The 20,540-nt window shown below is 42.6% G+C and carries 21 protein-coding genes and 1 tRNA gene; 11 read left to right on the top strand and 11 right to left on the bottom strand.

Going from position 1 to position 20,540, the window contains the following annotated elements:
* A partial coding sequence (locus F0361_RS14225; RefSeq protein ID WP_154920286.1) for a TonB-dependent receptor occupies nucleotides 1–1,083 on the top strand: 1,083 nt, incomplete at its 5' end.
* Nucleotides 1,084–1,098: 15 nt separating this feature from the next.
* Complete coding sequence (locus tag F0361_RS14230) at nucleotides 1,099–1,680, top strand: type 1 periplasmic binding fold superfamily protein (protein WP_246160899.1); 582 nt, start codon at nucleotides 1,099–1,101, stop codon at nucleotides 1,678–1,680.
* Between the two features lie 129 nt (nucleotides 1,681–1,809).
* Here F0361_RS14230 and F0361_RS14235 read toward each other — a convergent pair whose 3' ends face one another.
* From F0361_RS14235 to folE, 4 genes are read right to left on the bottom strand one after another with little or no spacing between them, the layout of a single operon-like run.
* Nucleotides 1,810–2,244, bottom strand: a complete 435-nt coding sequence (locus F0361_RS14235) for a monoheme cytochrome C (RefSeq protein ID WP_154919518.1) — start codon at nucleotides 2,242–2,244, stop codon at nucleotides 1,810–1,812.
* 18 nt (nucleotides 2,245–2,262) lie between these two features.
* Entirely contained in the window at nucleotides 2,263–3,483 is a 1,221-nt protein-coding gene (locus F0361_RS14240; RefSeq protein ID WP_154919520.1) for a sulfite oxidase, read from the bottom strand.
* Between the two features lie 51 nt (nucleotides 3,484–3,534).
* A complete protein-coding gene (locus F0361_RS14245) occupies nucleotides 3,535–3,834 on the bottom strand; it encodes a hypothetical protein (RefSeq protein WP_138258098.1) in 300 nt (99 codons plus the stop codon).
* A 55-nt stretch (nucleotides 3,835–3,889) separates the two neighbouring features.
* Nucleotides 3,890–4,489 (bottom strand): GTP cyclohydrolase I FolE, encoded by a 600-nt coding sequence (gene folE / locus F0361_RS14250; protein WP_138258097.1) that lies wholly within the window; start codon nucleotides 4,487–4,489, stop codon nucleotides 3,890–3,892.
* 207 nt (nucleotides 4,490–4,696) lie between these two features.
* Here folE and F0361_RS14255 point away from each other — a divergent pair, with 207 nt between their 5' ends.
* From F0361_RS14255 to F0361_RS14265, 3 genes are read left to right on the top strand one after another with little or no spacing between them, the layout of a single operon-like run.
* Nucleotides 4,697–5,377: an ABC transporter ATP-binding protein gene (locus F0361_RS14255; protein WP_154919522.1), complete on the top strand. Its 681-nt coding sequence runs from the start codon at nucleotides 4,697–4,699 to the stop codon at nucleotides 5,375–5,377.
* A 4-nt stretch (nucleotides 5,378–5,381) separates the two neighbouring features.
* Nucleotides 5,382–5,939: a CPBP family intramembrane glutamic endopeptidase gene (locus F0361_RS14260; RefSeq protein ID WP_154919524.1), complete on the top strand. Its 558-nt coding sequence runs from the start codon at nucleotides 5,382–5,384 to the stop codon at nucleotides 5,937–5,939.
* Nucleotides 5,936–6,700 carry a TIGR02757 family protein gene (locus F0361_RS14265; protein WP_154919526.1) on the top strand — a complete coding sequence of 255 codons (765 nt, stop codon included), beginning with the start codon at nucleotides 5,936–5,938 and terminating at the stop codon, nucleotides 6,698–6,700. Before F0361_RS14260 ends, F0361_RS14265 begins: the two co-directional genes overlap by 4 nt.
* Here F0361_RS14265 and F0361_RS14270 read toward each other — a convergent pair.
* The 4 genes from F0361_RS14270 to F0361_RS18910 form a co-directional block, all read right to left on the bottom strand.
* Complete coding sequence (locus F0361_RS14270; RefSeq protein WP_154919528.1) at nucleotides 6,697–8,526, bottom strand: cytochrome c peroxidase; 1,830 nt, start codon at nucleotides 8,524–8,526, stop codon at nucleotides 6,697–6,699. The two genes, F0361_RS14265 and F0361_RS14270, sit on opposite strands and share 4 nt — an antisense overlap.
* A 74-nt stretch (nucleotides 8,527–8,600) precedes the next feature.
* Nucleotides 8,601–10,223 (bottom strand): alkaline phosphatase PhoX, encoded by a 1,623-nt coding sequence (locus F0361_RS14275; RefSeq protein WP_161598242.1) that lies wholly within the window; start codon nucleotides 10,221–10,223, stop codon nucleotides 8,601–8,603.
* Between the two features lie 174 nt (nucleotides 10,224–10,397).
* Nucleotides 10,398–11,117: a Gfo/Idh/MocA family protein gene (locus tag F0361_RS18905; RefSeq protein WP_246160900.1), complete on the bottom strand. Its 720-nt coding sequence runs from the start codon at nucleotides 11,115–11,117 to the stop codon at nucleotides 10,398–10,400.
* Nucleotides 11,118–11,126: 9 nt separating this feature from the next.
* Complete coding sequence (locus tag F0361_RS18910) at nucleotides 11,127–11,534, bottom strand: Gfo/Idh/MocA family protein (protein ID WP_246160901.1); 408 nt, start codon at nucleotides 11,532–11,534, stop codon at nucleotides 11,127–11,129.
* A gap of 224 nt (nucleotides 11,535–11,758) precedes the next feature.
* On the opposite strand from F0361_RS18910, the gene F0361_RS14285 reads away from it, so the two are divergent.
* Nucleotides 11,759–13,249, top strand: a complete 1,491-nt coding sequence (locus F0361_RS14285; RefSeq protein ID WP_154919532.1) for a S10 family peptidase — start codon at nucleotides 11,759–11,761, stop codon at nucleotides 13,247–13,249.
* Here F0361_RS14285 and F0361_RS14290 read toward each other — a convergent pair.
* The gene (locus F0361_RS14290; RefSeq protein ID WP_211361176.1) at nucleotides 13,246–13,704 is read right to left on the bottom strand and encodes a hypothetical protein; all 459 of its coding nucleotides are present in this window, start codon (nucleotides 13,702–13,704) and stop codon (nucleotides 13,246–13,248) included. The two genes, F0361_RS14285 and F0361_RS14290, sit on opposite strands and share 4 nt — an antisense overlap.
* A gap of 182 nt (nucleotides 13,705–13,886) precedes the next feature.
* On the opposite strand from F0361_RS14290, the gene F0361_RS14295 reads away from it, so the two are divergent.
* Genes F0361_RS14295 through F0361_RS14305 form a run of 3 tightly spaced genes read left to right on the top strand, consistent with a single transcriptional unit; the run spans nucleotide 13,887 to nucleotide 16,761 of the window.
* Nucleotides 13,887–14,354 (top strand): hypothetical protein, encoded by a 468-nt coding sequence (locus tag F0361_RS14295; protein ID WP_154919534.1) that lies wholly within the window; start codon nucleotides 13,887–13,889, stop codon nucleotides 14,352–14,354.
* A 7-nt stretch (nucleotides 14,355–14,361) separates the two neighbouring features.
* Entirely contained in the window at nucleotides 14,362–15,051 is a 690-nt protein-coding gene (locus F0361_RS14300) for an SGNH/GDSL hydrolase family protein (protein ID WP_154919536.1), read from the top strand.
* A 3-nt stretch (nucleotides 15,052–15,054) separates the two neighbouring features.
* Nucleotides 15,055–16,761, top strand: a complete 1,707-nt coding sequence (locus F0361_RS14305; protein ID WP_154919538.1) for a phytoene desaturase family protein — start codon at nucleotides 15,055–15,057, stop codon at nucleotides 16,759–16,761.
* Here F0361_RS14305 and F0361_RS14310 read toward each other — a convergent pair.
* Nucleotides 16,758–17,630, bottom strand: coding sequence for a phytanoyl-CoA dioxygenase family protein (locus F0361_RS14310; protein WP_154919541.1), 873 nt, complete (start codon nucleotides 17,628–17,630; stop codon nucleotides 16,758–16,760). The two genes, F0361_RS14305 and F0361_RS14310, sit on opposite strands and share 4 nt — an antisense overlap.
* A 75-nt stretch (nucleotides 17,631–17,705) precedes the next feature.
* On the opposite strand from F0361_RS14310, the gene F0361_RS14315 reads away from it, so the two are divergent.
* On the top strand, nucleotides 17,706–18,137 hold the full coding sequence (locus F0361_RS14315) for a YybH family protein (RefSeq protein ID WP_154919543.1): 432 nt from the start codon (nucleotides 17,706–17,708) through the stop codon (nucleotides 18,135–18,137).
* A 146-nt stretch (nucleotides 18,138–18,283) separates the two neighbouring features.
* Entirely contained in the window at nucleotides 18,284–19,843 is a 1,560-nt protein-coding gene (locus tag F0361_RS14320) for a M28 family peptidase (protein ID WP_154919545.1), read from the top strand.
* 430 nt (nucleotides 19,844–20,273) lie between these two features.
* On the opposite strand, the gene F0361_RS14325 is transcribed toward F0361_RS14320, so the two are convergent.
* A tRNA-His gene (locus F0361_RS14325) sits at nucleotides 20,274–20,349 on the bottom strand.
* Nucleotides 20,350–20,540 lie beyond the last annotated feature (191 nt).

The following is a 20,540-nucleotide window of genomic DNA, read 5'->3' on the forward strand; positions in this document are numbered from 1 at the left end:
AACTTTGCCAATCCAGACACGGGCGTTAGAAGACTTATTCCTGATTACGACAAGTATGATTTAGGTGCCTATAGCGTGGCCGAATATAGCTTGAATGAGTCTTGGACAGTAGATGCAGGTTTGCGGTATGATTTCAACAGGATAAACGCCAAAAAATTCTATCGTACCAGTCGATGGGAAGAAAGCGGGTATGATCAGGATTTCAGTGATATCGTATTGGAGGATTTGGGGACACAAATCCTCACAAATCCAATTTTCAATTTTCATAATGTTTCCGCAAGTACCGGCCTTAATTTTGAAATGGACGGCGAAAACTTGTTGAGGGTAAACTATGCCTATTCGCAAAGGGCGCCAAATCCATCTGAACTGTTCAGCGAAGGCCTTCACCATTCGGCGGCAAGGATTGAATTGGGCGATTTGCGCATCAACAGTGAAAAGTCCTCCAAAGTTTCCATATCCTTGGAGCGAAATGCCCAGAATTGGGGATATACGATTGCACCATTTTTCAATAGCATCAAGGATTTTATACTACTGGAACCAACGGGCGCAGAATTCACCATTAGAGGAGCCTTTCCCGTTTGGTCCTACAGGCAAACGGATGCTTTATTGTATGGATTGGACGTCTCCATATATAATAACTGGAACACTAATATACGTTCGGAACATACATTCGCTTGGGTTCGAGGCACCGATATCAGTACCGATATCCCATTGATCAATATTCCGGCGGCAAACTTGAACAATAGTATTGAATTTAAAATTCCTTCGTGGAACAATTTTACGTTTGGCATGGAAAGTCAGTTCGTATTCGAGCAAAAAAGATTTCCCCCAAACATCACCGTCTTCTCACCACAACAACAACAAAATCTGCTTTTGGACATAAATACCCCACCACCGGCATATCATTTAATTGCCCTCAACGCGGAAAAATCCTTTTCGCTAAAAAACGAAAACGATTTAACAGTAGGGCTGGGTGCGACCAACCTGTTAAATACCTCGTACAGGGATTATTTGAACAGGCTACGGTATTTTGCGGATGATATGGGGAGGAACATTAATCTAAGAATAATCTATAATTATTAATTAAAACAAATGACTATGAATTCAATTAAATCTAAAATGAAAAACAACAACAGCGCTATCAAATCAATTCTCTTACTATGCTTCGTTGCATTTGGCTTTGTGTCCTGTGACAATGACGATGATAATCCCGAGCCGGTTAATGAAGAGGAAACTATTACCACTATGAACGTAACCTTAATGGGAGCCGGCGGAACCATTACATTACAATCCCAGGATTTGGATGGTGATGGACCCAACGCGCCGGAGATTACCGTTTCTGGTAGCTTGGCGCCCAATGCCACTTATAATGGTAGCATAGAGCTTCTGAACGAAACGGAAACTCCAGCGGAGGATATAACCGAAGAGGTTGAAGAAGAAGATGAGGAGCATCAGTTCTTTTTTACTACTTCTGGTGCAATTACAGGTGTAGAATATGAAGATTTGGATGGCGATGGCAATCCTGTAGGAATAAATTTTTCATTGACCACAGGTGATGCAGGAAATGGCACGTTACAAATTACGTTACGTCATGAGCCTAAAAAACCAAACGATGGTACCTTGGCCGATGCCGGTGGGGAAACCGATATTGCCCAAACCTTTACCCTAACAGTGGAATAAAACACACTTTTGGTTCCATCAGCATTTTAAATACCACAAGCACTAAAAATTGTTCATGTTGTAAAAAAGTCTTTCCGGTGTAACGGAAAGACTTTTTTCATTTACATCTTTTTAGATTGGATTTAGGAATTAATCCGAATCTAAGGTATACCATTCTATATCCCTTAATGCGGCTCTCCTACCCTTCTTGAAAACAGGGTAATTTGTAGTCAAATAGTCTACGATTATTTTTTGATTATCTCCCAAATCCCAGAGACCTTGGGTTTCCTGCATCCAACGGATGGTTGCGTTCCATTGTTCCTTTCCCATTCTATTTTGTACGATCAATTTGGAAGAATGGCATGTCGTACAATTGGTAATCACCTCCTGTAGTCCGTCGGCAGCAACCAATCCGGTTCTCACGTGAATACCGTCCACAATTTCATCAAGATTTTCATCTCCTACCTCGTAGGAATCCTCATTTTGGGTCTTTTCAGATTGCTTTTTATACAAATAAACTGCACCCAAAGGCAGCATCAAAAAAGCGGCAATGGTGACATAACGAATTATCGGTTTTTTCTTCATTAAAAGATGTTCATTGTCCTATACCACTTTAACGGCAATCCTGTGACAGGCATTGTTTAAATATCCCTTTGGGTTCCATCCTGGGAGGACCATCGGTTGCTTTTTTCCTTCACTATCCGTAGCTCGGGCCCATACCTCATAATATCCCTTTTTGGGAAAATTCACAGCGGCCTCGAAGCGCTGCCATGCCAATCGGTTTACAGGTCGCTTTAAGGAACATGGTTGCCATGATGATCCAAAATCTATGGAGAACTCCATTTGTGAAACGGCAAGCTCACCGGCCCAGGCATGGCCCGATAATCGGAAATTGGAGCCTAACTCGATAATCGCACCTGATTTGGGAGAGGTAATCAAGGATTTTACGGGCATGGATTCTATGATGCACATGTTCTCATCCGCCACTTTATCTCCTGGAGCAACGGTTTCACAAGGAACCCTATACGAACTTCCCTCCATCTTTTCACCATCATGGATTTTATTTCTCACGCTGATTCTATTGATCCATTTACCCGATACGGATGCCGGCCAGCCACCGGCCACCAATCGCAATGGGTAGCCATGTACTAAAGGAATATCCTCACCGTTCATGGCATAGGCAATTAGCGTTTCATCCTGCAGGGCCTTGGTCATGGGAACCCCCCTGGAAATCGGCTCCAGATTGGGGTTCCTACTGAGATGCAGATCGGCGCCATGATATCCTATGTACACCGCATCGGATTTTATACCGACATCCTCCAATACATCCCGCAACCGTACCCCCGTCCATTTGGCACAGGATACCGCCCCTACGGTCCACTGATTTCCTTTGGCAGGAGGATCGAATTCACTTCGCCCATTGCCCCCACATTCCAAAGTTAATTGATAGGTATGGCTTTTAAATTTTGATTTCAACGCGTCGAGCGTATATGTTTTTTCCTGTTTGACCGACTCACCGTCAATCGTTAAGGTCCAATTTGACGCGTCAATTGATTCTGGAACAATGCCGTTGTTCCGTATGAACATGTATTTGTTTGGTGTGATGGCATCGTTGAGCAAGTGGGCCCTAGCTTCCATATTCCAAGGCTTATCGTTAAGTAGGACCATTTCAGGGTCCTTATGGAACATTTTAAAAGGGTCAGGATTTTGGAAAGCCAATGGAACATAGTCTTTCGGAAGTAAATCCTTAAAAACGATATCACTTAAAACGATGGCAGAGAAGCCTCCAAAACTGGCTTTTTTAACAAAATTTCTTCTTTTCAAGATGCGTGGATTTGCTCCTAAAGTTACATCTTTTTAAAATTTCGGAAGAAATTATACCTCTATGGTTTTTCTATTTTTGGCCGACTTGAACACATACGTATAAAACCACATAATGGTAAACGTTGGAATGATATCCAAACCAGGAATAATCTCTTCAATGAAGGTAATGATCCCGGCAGCCTGACCAATTTTTCCTTTGTACATACGTGTCATAAGCCAACCCGATAAAGGGGCCCAAATGACATCAGAAAACTCGCCCACAAATGGAATTGCAAAGGATAGCATTCCAATAGCATCGAACAGAAGCCCTAGGAATAATTGTTTGTATTTTTTATCCGTAGATTTTGACATGACATAAATTTAAAAAACCTACGGAAAATAACAATAACAATGCCAAAATTTGAAACTACGAAAGGTCTGAGCTGATCAATTTTAGGAATTCATTTCTGGTTTCAATTTTTTCAAATTGCCCCCTAAAACCAGATGTAGTAGTAACGGAATTTTGCTTTTGGACACCCCGCATCATCATACACATGTGGGATGCCTCGATAACCACGGCCACACCTTTGGGCTTCAACGTATTGTTGATGCATTCCAGAATATCATGGGTAAGTCGTTCCTGTACCTGCAATCGTCGGGCAAAAACATCCACTATCCGTGGAATTTTACTAAGTCCAACAATGTGTCCATTTGGAATATAGGCGATGTGTGCCTTACCAAAAAATGGCAACATATGATGCTCGCACAAAGAATAAAGTTCAATATCCTTTATAATGACCATATCGTCATAATCCTCCTTGAACATAGCCCCTTTCAAAATTTCCTCGGCATCCTGTTTGTAGCCTTGCGTAAGAAACAACATGGCTTTAGCGGCCCTTTCCGGTGTTTTTAAGAGTCCTTCCCTACTTTTGTCCTCCCCTATTTCATCGATTACCGATGCAAATTTTTCCTTGATTCCATCGGTGATTTCCATGTTGTATTCCTCTAAATTTCTATATGGCGCCATTTATTATGTTTAATAAATTAAAATATTCGTTGAACAAAAATATTCATTGATACATCAATTCAAGCCAATATATCGTTAAAATTCGAATACCGAAATCAAATATTTCTATAGTGTGCGTTTCCCTACTGCAAATACTTTCTCAAATGTCCGATGGATTTTTTTATCTGACCCCCATTCTTTATTTTCACCACTTCAATAATCCATGATATGATTACAGCCACGAACATCCATAAATATTATGGGGAATTGGAAGTGTTAAAAGGTGTTGACCTCCATATAAAACAGGGCGAAATCGTTTCTATAGTGGGTGCCTCAGGTGCCGGAAAAACAACACTATTACAGATTTTAGGCACCTTGGACGTTCTTACCAACACCAACGATGGCACCCTGATTGTCAACGGAACGGAGACCACCCAATTGTCCGACAAGGAACTGGCCAAATTCAGGAACGAACACATCGGTTTTATTTTTCAATTCCATCAACTTTTACCTGAGTTTACGGCCTTAGAAAATGTATGCCTGCCGGCGTTTATAAAAAAAACGCCCAAATCAGAGGCGGAAAAAAGAGCCAAGGAGCTGTTGGATTTTCTTGGACTATCGCATCGCTATGACCATAAACCCTCCGAACTTTCCGGTGGCGAGCAACAGAGAGTGGCCGTGGCACGTGCATTGATTAACAATCCATCCATCATTTTTGCCGATGAACCCAGTGGTAACTTGGATTCTGAAAGTGCGGACAACCTCCACAATCTTTTTTTTGAGCTTCGTGAGAAATTCGGACAAACCTTCGTAATCGTTACCCATAACCAGGAACTCGCGGAAATGGCCGACAGAAAGTTGACCATGGTGGACGGTAAAATTGTGGACAAAGAAGTCATACTTTCCTAATTCCATGTTCGAGGAAATCCTATTCTTTCTTAAAAAACCCGTTTACGAGGAAATGAATTCCCTAAACACCTCAGAAAAACTCAGATATGTACTAAAATTGGTGGTATTGGCCATTGCACTAAGTATCCTCTTGAGCTTCCTCCTTGGTTTATTGGGAACCCTCTTCAATTTGGATTTGGGAAAACATGCTATGGACGATTTTCTAGAAAATTACCCGCTGGTCTACCTATTGTTTTTCGCGGTCGTAGGCGCTCCCGTCCTTGAGGAATTGCTATTTCGAGGGCCCATGATATGGTTCAAGCATTCCAAGTTTTTCCCGTTCATTTTTTATGTATTGACACTAGGCTTCGGGTTTATGCACATTTCCAACTATGAAATGACCCTTCAAAACCTGGCGTTGTCCCCTATTCTAGTCGCACCACAGTTGGCTGCGGGACTATTACTCGGGTTTGCCCGGGTCAGATTCGGCCTACTTTATTCCATACTACTTCACGCCCTTTACAATTTCGTATTGGCCGGGCCCATTTTAGTGTTCCAACTATTAGATATCCCCATCGAATGAACAAAAAGGAACTAAAGGAATTTTTGGACCAAAAGGTAATCGAATACAACAATCCCAAATTCTTGGAATCAGATCCCATTCAAATTCCGCATCGGTTCAACCAAAAAGAGGATATAGAAATCAGTGGTTTCCTAACGGCGACCATTGCATGGGGTAATCGAAAAAGCATCATCAACAATGCCCAAAGGATGATGGATTTAATAGGCAATAGCCCCTATGACTTTGTACTGAATCATACGCTGGCAGATTTGGATGCTTTGGAAAGTTTCGTTCATAGGACCTTCAATGGAAATGACTTGGTTTATTTCATTCGAAGCCTCAAGAACATTTATGAAAATCACGGGGGACTTGAAGGTATTTTTACCCAAAACCAGGGTAAAACCTCTTTGCAACCCACCATTTCCCTTTTTAAAGAACGCTTCTTTGAACTTCCGTTCGAGAGGCGCACTGCAAAACATGTCTCCGACCCCTTGAAAGGTTCCGCGGCAAAACGAATCAATATGTATTTACGTTGGATGGTGCGTAATGCCAATACCCAAGTGGATTTTGGATTATGGCAGCACATACCAGCTTCCAAATTGTCCTGTCCCTTGGATGTACACTCCGGAAACGTGGCCCGCAAACTAAAACTGCTCAAACGCAAACAGAACGATGCCAAAGCATTGGCCGAACTGGACAGGAACTTAAGAAAACTTGATCCCGTTGACCCCGTAAAATATGATTTTGCCCTTTTTGGTTTGGGTGTTTTTGAAAAATTCTAGTTCACGGTTTCAAATTCCCTATCGGTCAGGGTTTTTAAGAATGCGATAATGGCCTTTGATTCGTTGTCCGTCAACCCCAGGGAATCCGCAGGAAGGGTCTGGTTGGGAACATCAAGTCCCATTCCCTGTCCACCACCTACATTGTAAAAGGTGATGACTTCTTCCAAGTTGTCATACACGCCATTATGCATGTAGGGCGCTGTCAATTCACTATTTCGAACGGTAGAAGTTTTAAAAAAATTACGTTTTTCAGCTACCTTGTATGGAAAATATTGTCCCATATCCTCATCTAATTCAGGATGGTCAAAGTCATCTGTTTTGGGTACGCCCAAATTTTCAAATTCGGTTTCCATGTATTTGGGAGGAACCGTACCATTGAAAACAGGGGGAAAATGACATGTGGCGCATGCAGCCTTGCCCATAAAAAGATTGAAACCTTCTATTTCCTCGTCCGTAAGTGATGCTTCCAAATCCTGCATATTTCGGTCAAATTTGGAATCGAAAGGAGCCAAGCTTCGTATGTACGTCGCAATGGCGTTTCGTACATTCAGGTCGGAAATGGTCCCGATGTACAAGGAATCGAACTGAATCTTATAATCCGCATTCGCTAGAACTTTTTGCTCCAAAAGTTTTAAATCGATATGAAACTCGTCCTCATTGTTCACCACGTTTACGATTTGATCCTCCAGACCATCCGAACGACCATCGTAAAAGAACGAAGTTTGATAGGCGGAGTAACTTAACGTAGGTGTGTTTCTTTGAAGCTCTTTATTGTTAATGCCGATTGCTATTTTCCGTCCGTCCGTAAAGGCTTTCTCCTTTATATGACACGAGGCACAGCTTATGGTTCCAGTACTTGATAAAGAAGGGTCGTTGAAGAGTTTTCTTCCCAATTCAATGCGATCTTGGGTCATTTGTGGATTCCGTTGTTCCGAAAACATTTTCATATTAAAAAAGTCTTTATCGAAAAGATTGGCAATTGAAGGATTTAAAGTGCGGGACGTGTTCATGGTAATCCCCCAATCTTTGGCCGTTAGATTTATCAATTCCAATTGTTTGTTGGTGTGATCTTTTATAAAGGCGTATCGGTCAAAACTGTCAAAATCGGAAGCATTTAAATCCTTTGTTGCTAAGGCGATTTCGGTCTTCCATTGATTATAGAGGGATTTGTCGTTGAATGCATTTTCATAAATATCGATAACCTTGGCAAGGGTTTCGTAATTGTATGCCGCCTCGTTCAAGGAATTGGACAACATGGGGGAATCAAAGCCTGTAATGCCCTTGGTCGCAATGTTAACAACAGCATCACGAATCATCTTAAGGTGATGTCGATCTCTTTGGTTGATCAGGATATGATTCTTTCTAACAAAAGGTATGCGCACCTTTAAATATTCCAATACCGAATTCAATTCCTTGTTGGAAAAACCCTCTTCGGCGAACAAAAGTTCCTCCAATACTTGAAAACTCTTTGGCTGCAAAACCTTGACATCCTGGTAATCGTCTATTTCAACCTTTACTAGGTTTGGAGCGTTCATGGAAAGGTAATTTTCATAATCGTAAGCGATGAGCATGGGCTCTACCCTCTTATACCATTCTCTAGACTTTACAAATAATTCCCGATTGGCCTCTACCGAGTTTAAGGTATCCATTTGTGAAATAAACTGCGCCGTGCTATCCAAACTAGTGAAGTAATGCGCTCGTATGGATTCATTAAATGCGGATTCCATGTCATTTGAAGCCAACAATTTAGGTTCCATATCCCCTTTGCATGAAATCATCAACACAAATGTGGAAACCATAATCAATCCTATATCTTTTATTCCCATTTTAATTCAATTTTTAAATAGACAAAAAGGGTTCCTTTCAAAAGAAACCCCTTTGAATAAAATTCTAAATCCGATTATCTAGGTAAGCCTGTTACTTTAAAAAGGAAGGAACCTTCCAAGGTAGCACTGGATTCATCGATGGCCGTTGGATCCACAAACTTCAATCCGTCAGCCCGAACGGCAGTTTCTGGAGTCGTACTAAAATTCCATCCATGTACCTGAGCACCGCCCATAAATGTTGGCTCGGAAGCACCAATTACATCGGTCACATCGATTAGACCAGTTATTTCCCACATGTCGGTAGTAGTTCCCAAACCGAATCCTGCCGCAACTGTCTGGTTACACTCCATGACCTCTACAAAGGCACCGGTATTCAAATCCAATTGCCATAATTTTGCAAATCCGGAAATATCGGAATTTAAAGAGGCATAACCGTTGGGGTCTTCTTGGATATAGGCATAGTTTTCGGTTACCAAAATATTATCCGGAGAATGCATTCCATCACCCTTTCCGCCTTCCAAATCACCATCCACCATAACGGTCAATTTGGCGTCACCGGTAGGATTATCTGGATTGAGTTCCAATTTATATACCCTACCAAATCCGGTCCCTCTCAAGTTAAGGTCCGGGTTATCGCCCCGAATCCTTCCGGTGGCATTGAAATAAACTTCCCTATTGGCCTGGGCAGAACCCTTTCTCCAGTCGATATCCTCAATTCGCTGAAAGCCTATCGCAGATGAATCGATGGCCTCTTGGTTCAATTCGGCCAAAGTTCTTTCCGTAACTTCCACCCATTCTACATCATACTCGATGTCTTCGGCCATTCCCATTTCAAACAATTGTCCTCCAGCCCCGGGAGCGGATTCCACAGGGTTTTTCCCTCTCAATACATATAATTTCCCACCATACAAATCTCCTCTGGAACCTACGTACATTCCAAAATGTGCTTGTGGATAGGTATTATTACTATCATCATCTCCCATAAACACAACGGTTTGGGACGGATAGGCATCCTTACCGATTACCACGGCATTTTCCGTGGACCACTCGCCCATAGCAGGAAGTCTTTCGGCCTCTACCCTATTTTCAGCGGCTCTAAAAGGATTTACTTTGTAGACGCCTTTGGCGTTTCCTCCCCATTCACCGCCGGAAAGGTACAAGGGCCCAAATCCATGTTCCTCAACGGTTACCGAAGAACCGGAACACATAGCGGTAAAGGCAGTGGCCGTTGAATTGACGATGTAATCCCCTTCCATGGGCTCTAAATTCGAGTTCATCCGGATTCGGGCAATGGAATAATCGGCCTCCAGATTGTTAATAAATGCGTACGTACCATCTCCATAGGGATACAAAGCGGCACCGTCCATATAGGAACCGTAAACAAAGGTGGAATCCGATGCCAAGATATCAGCGGAAGAAAGAATCATTTTTAGATTGGCGGAACTTGCAAAAGAACCTTTCAATTCAAAAACATCATCAGGCACTACAGAACTGGTCAAAGGTACCATTTCCGCAATGGTAAGGTCCTGGCCGTCCTCGCCATCCTGACCATCCACCCCATCCCTTCCGTCAACACCGTCGATGCCGTCACGACCGTCCATACCATCGATTCCGTCCTCTGGATTACAACTAACGGCCGCAATCCCAAGCAGGGAAAGTACACAGATTTTAAACAATACATTTTTTGATTTTTTCATTTTCGTTACAGTTTTCAGGTTATGAATAGTCCAAAACTATAACGAGTACCTTGTTATAAGGTGTCCTTAAAATTAGGAATGTATTACGATTAGTTTTCCTTAATGTTAGGACTTTAATTTAATGTAAAATGACCGTTGCTAAATAGACCGGTTATAAATTAACGAGATAATGGCTTAACCAACAATGCCCATGTTGCCCAAATCCAGCATTTGTTTTTTTCCGCCTTCAGCAATAGACCTGTAGATAGCCTCCACAATAATCATGTCCCTCTTCCCCATTTCCCCAGGGGCCACATTTGGTGTTCCCATGAGTATGTGTTTGGCGAAATCGTCCATTTGAAGGGCCTGCTGCCTTTGGTGGGGAAAACTGATGACGTTTTCGTTGGATGTTCTACCGCTGATAGGCCCATAGCTATGGGCAGGATCCAATTCAAACCAACCATTGCTGCAATGTGATTTTAGCCAATTTCCATTGGCATTGTGCGATGTCATCATATGGGCGACAGCGTCATTGGGAAATTCGAATTGGGCGGTGATGGTCTCATCCGTATCCTTAAAATAATCGGGTCTGGTACTAAATTCCTGTGCCGAAACCGAAGAAGGGTTTGCCCCACATCCGTAAATACTGGTCTGAATGGAATATACCCCCATGTTCATCAAGGCCCCTCCACCCGATAGATTCTTGTTCAATCGCCATTGGTCCGGATTGCCCCGGGAAATATATCCAGCATGGGAGGAAACAAAATGAACATCGCCAAACGTTTTTTCGGCCACATACTTTTTCACCTCCTTGGTATACGGGTCGGACTGCATTCGATAGCCAACTGAAAGTTTCACACCGGCCTTTTTACAGGCATCAATGATGGCATCACATTCGGCCACACTAATGGCCATGGGTTTTTCTCAGATAACATGTTTCCCTGCCTTTGCTGCACGAATGCTAAAATCTGCATGCATGCTGTTTGGTAGCACCACATATACGATATCAATATCCTCGTTGTTGGCAATCGTATCAAAATTGTCATAATTATAGGTGTTCTCCTTTGGTATCCCGTACTTATCTTGCCAAACTTGTTCCTTTTCCTTGGTCCCGGTAACGATGCCCGCCAGATAACAGTGCTCCGTATCTTGCAACGACGGAGCCAATTGATACGTACTGTAGCTGCCGAGGCCCACTAGGGCCACGCCCAATTTTTTATTTTCATTTTTTGCGCTTTGGCCACAGGCCAGACTGGTACTGCCCAATAATGCCGTGGCCGTTATTCCTTTTCCAAGGGTCCATCCAAAGTCGCGACGAGTGAATGTTTTCATGCGTTTAAAATTTGGTCAATAGTTCGATTCTTAAAAATTTCCTTTTACATAGGTCTTTAACTTATTGTAACAAAGCCCTCGATGATGGTTTCATTTCCTTCCTTTAATGATTAATCAATTTGATACACTTTTAAATATACTAAGAATAAAGTTGAATTTTGGATCGTGTAGAAAGAGATATATACATATAATGGTTATTTTTAGAAGACTAATTCAAAGAACCTATGAAACGATTATTTTTACCCACCATCCTAATTTTATTATTTCACTTTCAATCCAAGGCCCAAGGAAGGGAACTTCCAGTGGATACAGTAGTTACCACCCAACATAGCGTTGTCATAAACGGGACTTCCATTGATTATACCGCAAAAACGGGAACTCAGCCCGTTTGGGACGAAAATGGCGATCCCATTGCCTCCTTGCATTATACCTATTATACCCGTAACAATGTCAAGGACCGTGCGGCCAGACCTTTATTGATTTCATTTAACGGCGGGCCTGGTTCCGGTTCCGTATGGATGCATTTGGCCTATACAGGCCCCCGAATATTGAACATTGATGACGAGGGATATCCCGTGCAACCTTATGGGGTTAAGGAAAACCCATATTCCGTTTTGGATGTAACCGATGTGGTCTACGTAAATCCCGCGAACACTGGGTATTCCAGAACGATTCCGGAAACAGGCGATAAGGTGGACCGTAAAAAGTTCTTTGGCATCAATGCCGATATCAAATACCTCGCAGAATGGCTCAACACCTTTGTTACGCGAAACAACAGATGGCGTTCCCCAAAGTACCTTATTGGGGAAAGTTATGGTGGTCCCCGTGTAATGGGGCTTTCCCTGGAATTGCAAAACGCACAATGGATGTATTTGAACGGGGTAATCCTGGTCTCGCCCGCCGATTATAAAATCATCAGAAATTCCGGACCCGTTGCCGAAGCGATGAACCTGCCTTACTATACGGCAGCTGCATGGCATCATAAGGCATTACCCCCGACATTGCAAAACAAGGATTTACTTGAAATTTTACCCGAATCAGAAGAATATACCATCAACACCTTGATTCCCGCGTTGGCGAAAGGTGGGTTTATACCGAATGCGGAAAGGTCTGCGGTTGCCGAAAAAATGGCCTATTACTCCGGATTGGAAGCGAAAGATATTTTGGACCAGAATCTGTCCGTTCCTACTTCATTCTTTTGGAAAAATCTGTTGAAGGAAAAGGGAGGATATACCGTTGGGCGATTGGATTCCAGGTATTTGGGAATGGACAAACAGTTGATGGGCATGCGACCCGATTATAATTCTGAACTTACCTCTTGGCTCCACAGCTTTACCCCCGCCATAAATTACTATCTGCAGGAGGAATTAAAATTTAAGACCGACATCAAATACAATATGTTCGGTCCGGTGCATCCATGGGACAACTCAGATGAGAATACCCGTGAGAACCTAAGACAGGCCATGGCGCAAAATCCGTATTTGAATGTCATGGTACAATCCGGATATTACGATGGCGCCACTACGTATTTCAATGCAAAATATCTGATGTGGCAAGTGGACCCCAGTGGTAGAATGAAAGACCGATTCAGTTTTAAGGGGTATCGTTCCGGTCATATGATGTACCTTCGTAAGGAGGATTTGCAAAAGGCCAATGATGACATTCGTGAATTCATCAAAAACACGCAAGCAAACGGCAAAAGTGCAAAATACTAGTATTCGCCGCTGAGAACACTTGGCGAAATTGCCAAAACGGAAAGCGAGGTAGCTGGGGAAATAGAATCCATTGGAAAATGATCATGTTCAATTTTAAATCCAATGGCCTCTCTATAAAGTTGCGCTCGCTTTCTTTTTTTCTTTTGTTTGAAAACATCGATGGTGACACCTACACTAACACCACCAAGGACGGTCGCCAATAAATCGGAATTGTCCCAACCACCATATTGGTTTTGATCAATGCCCTCTTTTGCCAAGCCTATGAGTAAGCTTCCGCCTATAGATCCGGCAAAAGTCCAAGCCCTATTGCCATCTGATATTTGATTGGCAACCCCTGCCCCTACCATTCCAAAAAGATTGCCGCCCACAAAGTGAAGTACCTTATCCTCTCCAATTTGGGAATAACCTTTTAATACAAAAAAGAGGACACAGAAAAAAAGTATAAATGTTCTCATACCCCGCAAATATATAGAAAGCATTGGTTTGTTACGGTTTTTTATCCGATAATCAAAAAGTACATACTTCCCCAGGGCTTCACAAATCACCTTTGACCTTACTAGTGTACCAAAAGCTATCCCGAATCACTTTACATTAAAACTTTAGTTTAAAATAGTATCTTAGGGCTTTATTCAACGTCTTGGAGATCAAAAGCTATTTAAGGACAAATAAAATAATTCACCTGGCCTTGGTGGCCGGTGTTTCGGTTTTTCTACTTCTATCCTATTTAGGCTCAGGGGAATTTAATGCCCAAATGGATGAATCAAATCCATTTTTATACCTCGTTCCCATTGTGGCCGTCGCAGGTTATTTTGGGAGTCAGTTTATTTTTAGAAATCAGATTTCTGCCATAGATAAAACGATGCCTTTGGAGGAAAAATTAAAAAGATATCAGTCCGCATGGATCGTTAAATATGCCTTATTGGAAGGCCCCGCTTTTTTGGCCATAGTCGCGTATAATACATCCGGTAATGCCTTGCCTTTGGTCGTAGCCGTTTGTTTGGTCCTGTACTTGGCCGTTCAACGGCCAAACCTTCAAAAGCTCTTGGATACGCTTCCTTTGACATCGGACGAAAAAAGAAAACTTCAACACAATCACAATCAATAACTTACAAATGAAAAATTTCAAGTTTTTGCTTATGGGAATCCTTGCCACTTTTTTATCCCAGCACACGGTTTTAGCTCAGGATTGGGCCAACTTAAAAATGTTCCAAGAGGCCAATGGATCTTTGGAAGCCCCCAAAGAAAATGAAGATAGGGTCGTTTTCATGGGCAATTCCATCACCATTGGTTGGCTGAATTCCAGACCGGAATTCTTTGAGGGAAAACCGTATGTAAACAGGGGCATTAGTGGACAGACGACGCCCCAGATGCTGATTCGCTTTCGGCAGGATGTGGTGGACCTTCATCCAAAGGTGGTGATCATCCTTGCCGGAACCAATGATATTGCCGGGAACACGGGACCGTCCACATTGGGAATGATCATGGACAACATCAAGGGCATGGCCGAAATTGCACACGCCAATGATATTAAAGTGGTATTGTCATCTACCTTGCCGGCGTATGATTATCCTTGGAAACCAGGGTTGGAACCCGCCGGAAAAATTGTGGAACTTAACAAAATGATAAAGGCCTATGCCGAAGAAAAAGGGCATGTCTATCTTGATTATTTCTCTCAAATGGCGGATGAAAGGAACGGATTGCCAAAAAAATATGCAGATGATGAAGTCCATCCCACCGTTGAAGGATATAAGGTCATGGAGCCTTTAGTGGAGGAAGCCATTCAGAAAGCCTTGAAAAAATAGCCCTTGAAAAAAAAGGATTTACAAGAGGATATATCGACCCAAAACTGGGACAGCATCATCATAGGTTCTGGTGCTGGGGGGCTGACCACCGCTTTATGCCTTGCCAGGGCCGGACAGAAAGTCCTATTGTTGGAACAACACGACGTACCCGGAGGATGGTGCCATAGCTTTTATCTGGAGGGACACCGATTTACTCCGGGTGTACATTACATTGGGTTGGTAGGTGAAGGTGAATCTACCAGTAATTTGTACAAAGGTTTGGGCATTGCCAATGATTTGGTGTTTTTTAGGATGAATCCCGATGCTTATGAACATGTGCATATTGGAAACCACCGATTTGATTTTCCCGATAATCCCGAAGAACTTGAAAACCGATTGATTGACAGATTTCCGAAGGAAAAAAAAGGAATCAAAAAATACCTAAAGCTAATCCGACTGGTAAGCGAGGAACTCTACTCGTTACCTTACATAAAGGGTTTTTGGAAAAAATTGACCATTCCGTACAGAACCCGGCATTTTGGCAAATACGGTTTGTTCAGTCTCAAAAGGGTCATAAATTGGCATATCAAAGACCCACTTTTAAAAAATGTCCTAAATATTCAATGTGGCGACCACGGGGTTCAGCCAAAGAAAGCTGCGTTTATTCTTCATGCAGCTTTGATGTACCACTATTTTAATGGAGGATACTATCCCATGGGTGGCGGAGGTGCCTTGGTAAAATCAATGACCAACAAATTCAAGGAATATGGAGGTGTCCTTAAAACTTCCACCTCCGTTAAAAAAATACTGATCGAAGGCGAAACGAACAAGAAAGCTACCGGAGTGGAACTTGCCGATGGAAGGCAAATTTTCGGGAAGCATATTGTTTCCAATGCGGATGTCGGCATCACGTACAACCAACTCATCGGGAAGCAGCACCTAAGCCCAAAGCTTCGAAAAAAACTGGAAAAAACGGTCTATTCATGCACTTCGCTCATGTTGTTTCTATCGGTGGATATGGATGTGCGAAAGGCCGGTTTGGACTCCGGAAATATTTGGGTTTTACCGGATAGGGATATGGATGATTACTATGACGGCATAATGAAATCGGACCTTCAAAAGGTCGAATTTTTCGAGGCGCTTTTCGTGAGTTGTACCACCTTGAAAGACCCTACAAGTTTTGATGGAAAGCACCATTGCCTGGAAGTAATCACCTTTATAGACTACAGGACATTTGAGCCTTTTGCGGAGGAAAGCGCCGAACGGTCGGAAAAATATCTACGGTTTAAGGAGGAACTCACCAAAAAAATGATTTTAGGTTTGGAAAAAGTGGTCCCGAATATCAGCAAGCACATCGTGCACCAAGAATTGGGCACCCCAATTACCAACCAATATTACATCAATACAACAAGAGGAAATGTCTACGGAACGGAAAAAAGCTTAAAGCATATTGGACCTTTTGCATACAAATCCAAAAGTGAGATAGAAAACCTATATCTATGCGGTGCCAGTATTTTATCGCACGGTGTGGCCGGGGCAAGCCATTCTGGGGTAAATACGGCAGCGGTTATTCTAGGATGCCATGCCGATGAACTAAAAGAACCCCAGGAAGGGCAGGAATTGCTCATTTTGGAGGCCGAAGACACTTCCAATAACTACCCGGAGGAGATACAAAAGAAAATCAGGCTACGACAAAAAAGGACGAAGGAAAAATCAAAAAGCTTCACCTAACCAAAAAGCAGCGGAAAAAACTTACCCTCCATTTTCTGCCCCTTTGAAATAGGCGGGACACCCTTTAAGAGTTCATCATTGGTATTGCTTACCGTGCCATCTGCAAAAACGTTGAGGACAAAGGCCCTTCGAGGCCTATTCGATTTGTTTTCATAGGAACCATGAACCATTAAGGGATGGTGAAAAGTGGCATAGCCCTTCTTCATGGGAATGGGAACAGGGTTAAATTCCCTGCGCTGATCTTCGGTCAAATAGTCCAAAAGCCCCTCCATGTTTCCGGCAAGTTCAGGGGCATCCAGCAATCCCCAATTGTGGCTTTTTGGCACATAATACAAGCACCCGTTTTCTTCGGTGGCATCGTCCAGACCTGTCCAACAGGTTAAATGTTGCATGGCCACGGTGCGTGTCCAATACGAATAGTCTTGGTGCCAGGCCACTACCCCACCGTGCTTTGCAGGTTTGTAAAAAAGCTGGTCGTGCCAAAAACGAACTGCCCTATTACCCAACAATTGATATGCCGCCATTACAAACGCCGGATTCCATAGAACATCATGAAAGCCTTCCGTAATCCTCCAATGCCCAAGGGAATGAAACAATACGGAATCCTGGTCCTTGGATTCGTTACTGTGAAATTCGTAAAAAAGCGAGTGTGCAGGATGTTTGGGATCCATAAGCTCGTCTAATTCCTTTTGCAAGTGTAAAATTTGCCCTTCGTCCAACAGTTTGATGCCGGATACATATCCATATTCCTCGTAATGGGTCAATTGGGCTTCGGATAGTTTATAAGCCTCCCATTCATCCGCTGTTTTGGGGAATTTAAAAAGTTCTGAGATGAGCGAATGTCGCTCTGCCAAATCCTTAATTTGCATCGGTCAAAAATAAAAAAGGTTACCCTTAAAGATACTGAATTCTATTTTCTATATTGACTTATAAATCCAACTATTATGAAGTACTTTTTACTTGCCATCACTCTAGGTATTTTCGTTTCCTGCACTGAAACTAGCAACGATGCGGAGGACATCGACCAAATCAAAAAAATCTTACATGACCAACAAACTAGCTGGTCCAACGGTGATATTGAGGGTTTTATGGCCGGATACTGGGAGAGCGACTCCCTTAAGTTTTACAGTGGTGCCAAACTTTCCAAGGGCTGGGAGACAACCTTGGAGAATTATAACCTGCGCTATCCTTCAAAAGCACATACGGGCAAACTCCAATTCAAAATTGCGGATATTTCCAAAATAAACAAAGATGCCTATTGGGTGATGGGAGAATATCATTTGACCCGGGAAGTTGGGGATGCCAAAGGGACCTTTCTCATTATTTTCAAAAGAATTAATGGGGATTGGAAGATAGTGGCCGATTCATCTTGCTGATCATATTCCATATCCCACTTTTCCTTATTTTTGACAAATTTCACAAAATACCTATGAAACCCTCATCGAGGGATTTGAGTGATTAACTAAATTCCTCTTCCAAAGGAGGCAATTAAGAATCAATATGTCGCATTTAATTTAAACGTATGAGAAAATTAGTTTGGTTGGTGGCGGGCCTTTTGGCCGCATGTAATTCCTCACAGAAGACAGTAAGCACGGAAACCATTTCAAAAGGACCCGTCGACCCTAAAGTCTATGCGGAAACCATTACAGAAATTGAATTGAAGGAGCATTTGTACATTTACGCTTCCGATGAATTTGAAGGCCGGGAAACCGGACAACCCGGACAAAAAAAGGCCATTGAATATCTAAAGGCGGAATATGAAAATTTGGAGATTCCTCCCGCCCAGTCCAATGGCGATTACTTTCAGAAAGTACCCATTGAAATCAGCCAAATCCCCGTTGGCAAGTTAAGCATCGACACTTCCGATTATCTTTTGGGCGAGCACGTACTTACCTTTTCAAAAGCCCAATCCGGGGACAATGAAATTGTATATGTAGGATACGGTATCGAGGAAGAAAATTATTCAGATTTCCAGGGAATGGACATCGCCGGCAAGTTGGTATTGATGAAAACCGGGGAGCCCATGAACTCGGACGGTACGTACACGATTTCCGGTACCTCTGAAAAATCGATTTGGAGCAATATGTCGGAATCACTTGGAAAACGCTTCGAATTGGCCGAAGACAAGGGAGCTATTGGCGTACTTTACTACGATGCCGATAATTACCCAAGATTTAAAAGTCGGTTCGACTATATGCGAAACAGTAATAGTGGCAGAATGAGCCTTAAGGACCTACAGGAAAATGACTTTTCAAGTCTGTTTATTGATGGTACGTTGGCAAAAGCGATTTTACCATCTATAGAAACAGACCATAAGCCCAAGGAATTGGACTCAAAAGCAACATTGGCATTTGAAAGTTCCAACGAGGAGGTAGATTCGGAGAACGTAGTGGCATTTATACAGGGAAGCAAGAAACCCAATGAATATATTATCATTTCATCGCATTTGGACCATATAGGAATTACCGATGAGGGCGAGATCAACAATGGCGCGGACGATGACGGGTCTGGAACCGTGGCGCTTTTGGAAATTGCGGAAGCCTTTAAAAAAGCTCAGGAAGACGGAAATGGACCGAGTAGGTCTGTGGTCTTCTTGCACGTGACCGGAGAAGAAAAGGGCCTTTTGGGTTCTGAATATTACACCGATGTAGAGCCCATTTTTCCCCTAGGCCAGACAGTTGCGAATTTGAACATTGACATGGTGGGAAGAATAGACCCTAAGCGGGATGGGGATAGAAATTATATCTACCTCATTGGTTCCGATAAATTGAGTACGGAACTACATGAGCTTTCCGAGGAAGTGAATTCCAAATACACCCAATTGGAATTGGATTATACCTATAACGATGAAAACGACCCCAATCGATTTTATTACCGAAGCGATCACTACAATTTTGCCAAAAACAACATTCCCATAATTTTCTATTTTAACGGAACACATGACGATTATCACAGGCCTAGTGACACTCCGGACAAAATAAACTATGATTTATTGGAGAACAGAACCCGACTGATTTTCTATACGGCATGGGAATTGGCAAACAGGGCCAATCCCGTTGTTGTCGATAAGGCTTCAGATTAAGGAAGTTTAAGATTTAAGTTAAAGGCCGATAGTTATTATCGGCCTTTTTCTTTTAAAAAGTAAAGACTGGAATCTGGGCATTCCTTGCTCTACACAGGCTTCTTACCCTACATTCAGGATACAAAAAAGCCCCGGACGTATCATGTACAGGGCGAGTTTAAAATGCTTTTTGGGTGGAAGACCGGGTTCACCTCGGCCGGAATCAATGGATTCCTTGCTCGGCACAGGCTTCTCACCCTACATTCAGGATACAAAAAGCCCCGGACATATCATGTACAGGGCGAGTTTAAAATGCTTTTTGGGTGGAAGACCGGGTTCACCTCAGCCGGAATCAATGGATTCCTTGCTCGGCACAGGCTTCTCACCCTACATTCAGGATACAAAAAAGCCCCGGACATATCATGTACAGGGCGAGTTTAAAATGCTTTTTGGGTGGAAGACCGGGTTCGAACCGGCGACCTCTGGAACCACAATCCAGCGCTCTAACCAGCTGAGCTACAACCACCATTTATAAGCGGTGGCAAAGGTAATTTTTTTTCTTCTACTTATCAAAAGAAAAACTACTTTAAAATATTGTTGATCGTACAAAAAGATTAAGTTATACTAATACTATCAAGTTTTAATTCAACCATCAATAACTTGTGCACTAGTGTAGGAGAAATTGACAAATAAATACGATGGTGAATTTACTTTCTAA

Origin of the sequence: Maribacter flavus (genome assembly GCF_008386635.1) — a bacterium.
In the GTDB taxonomy this organism is placed as follows: domain Bacteria; phylum Bacteroidota; class Bacteroidia; order Flavobacteriales; family Flavobacteriaceae; genus Maribacter; species Maribacter flavus.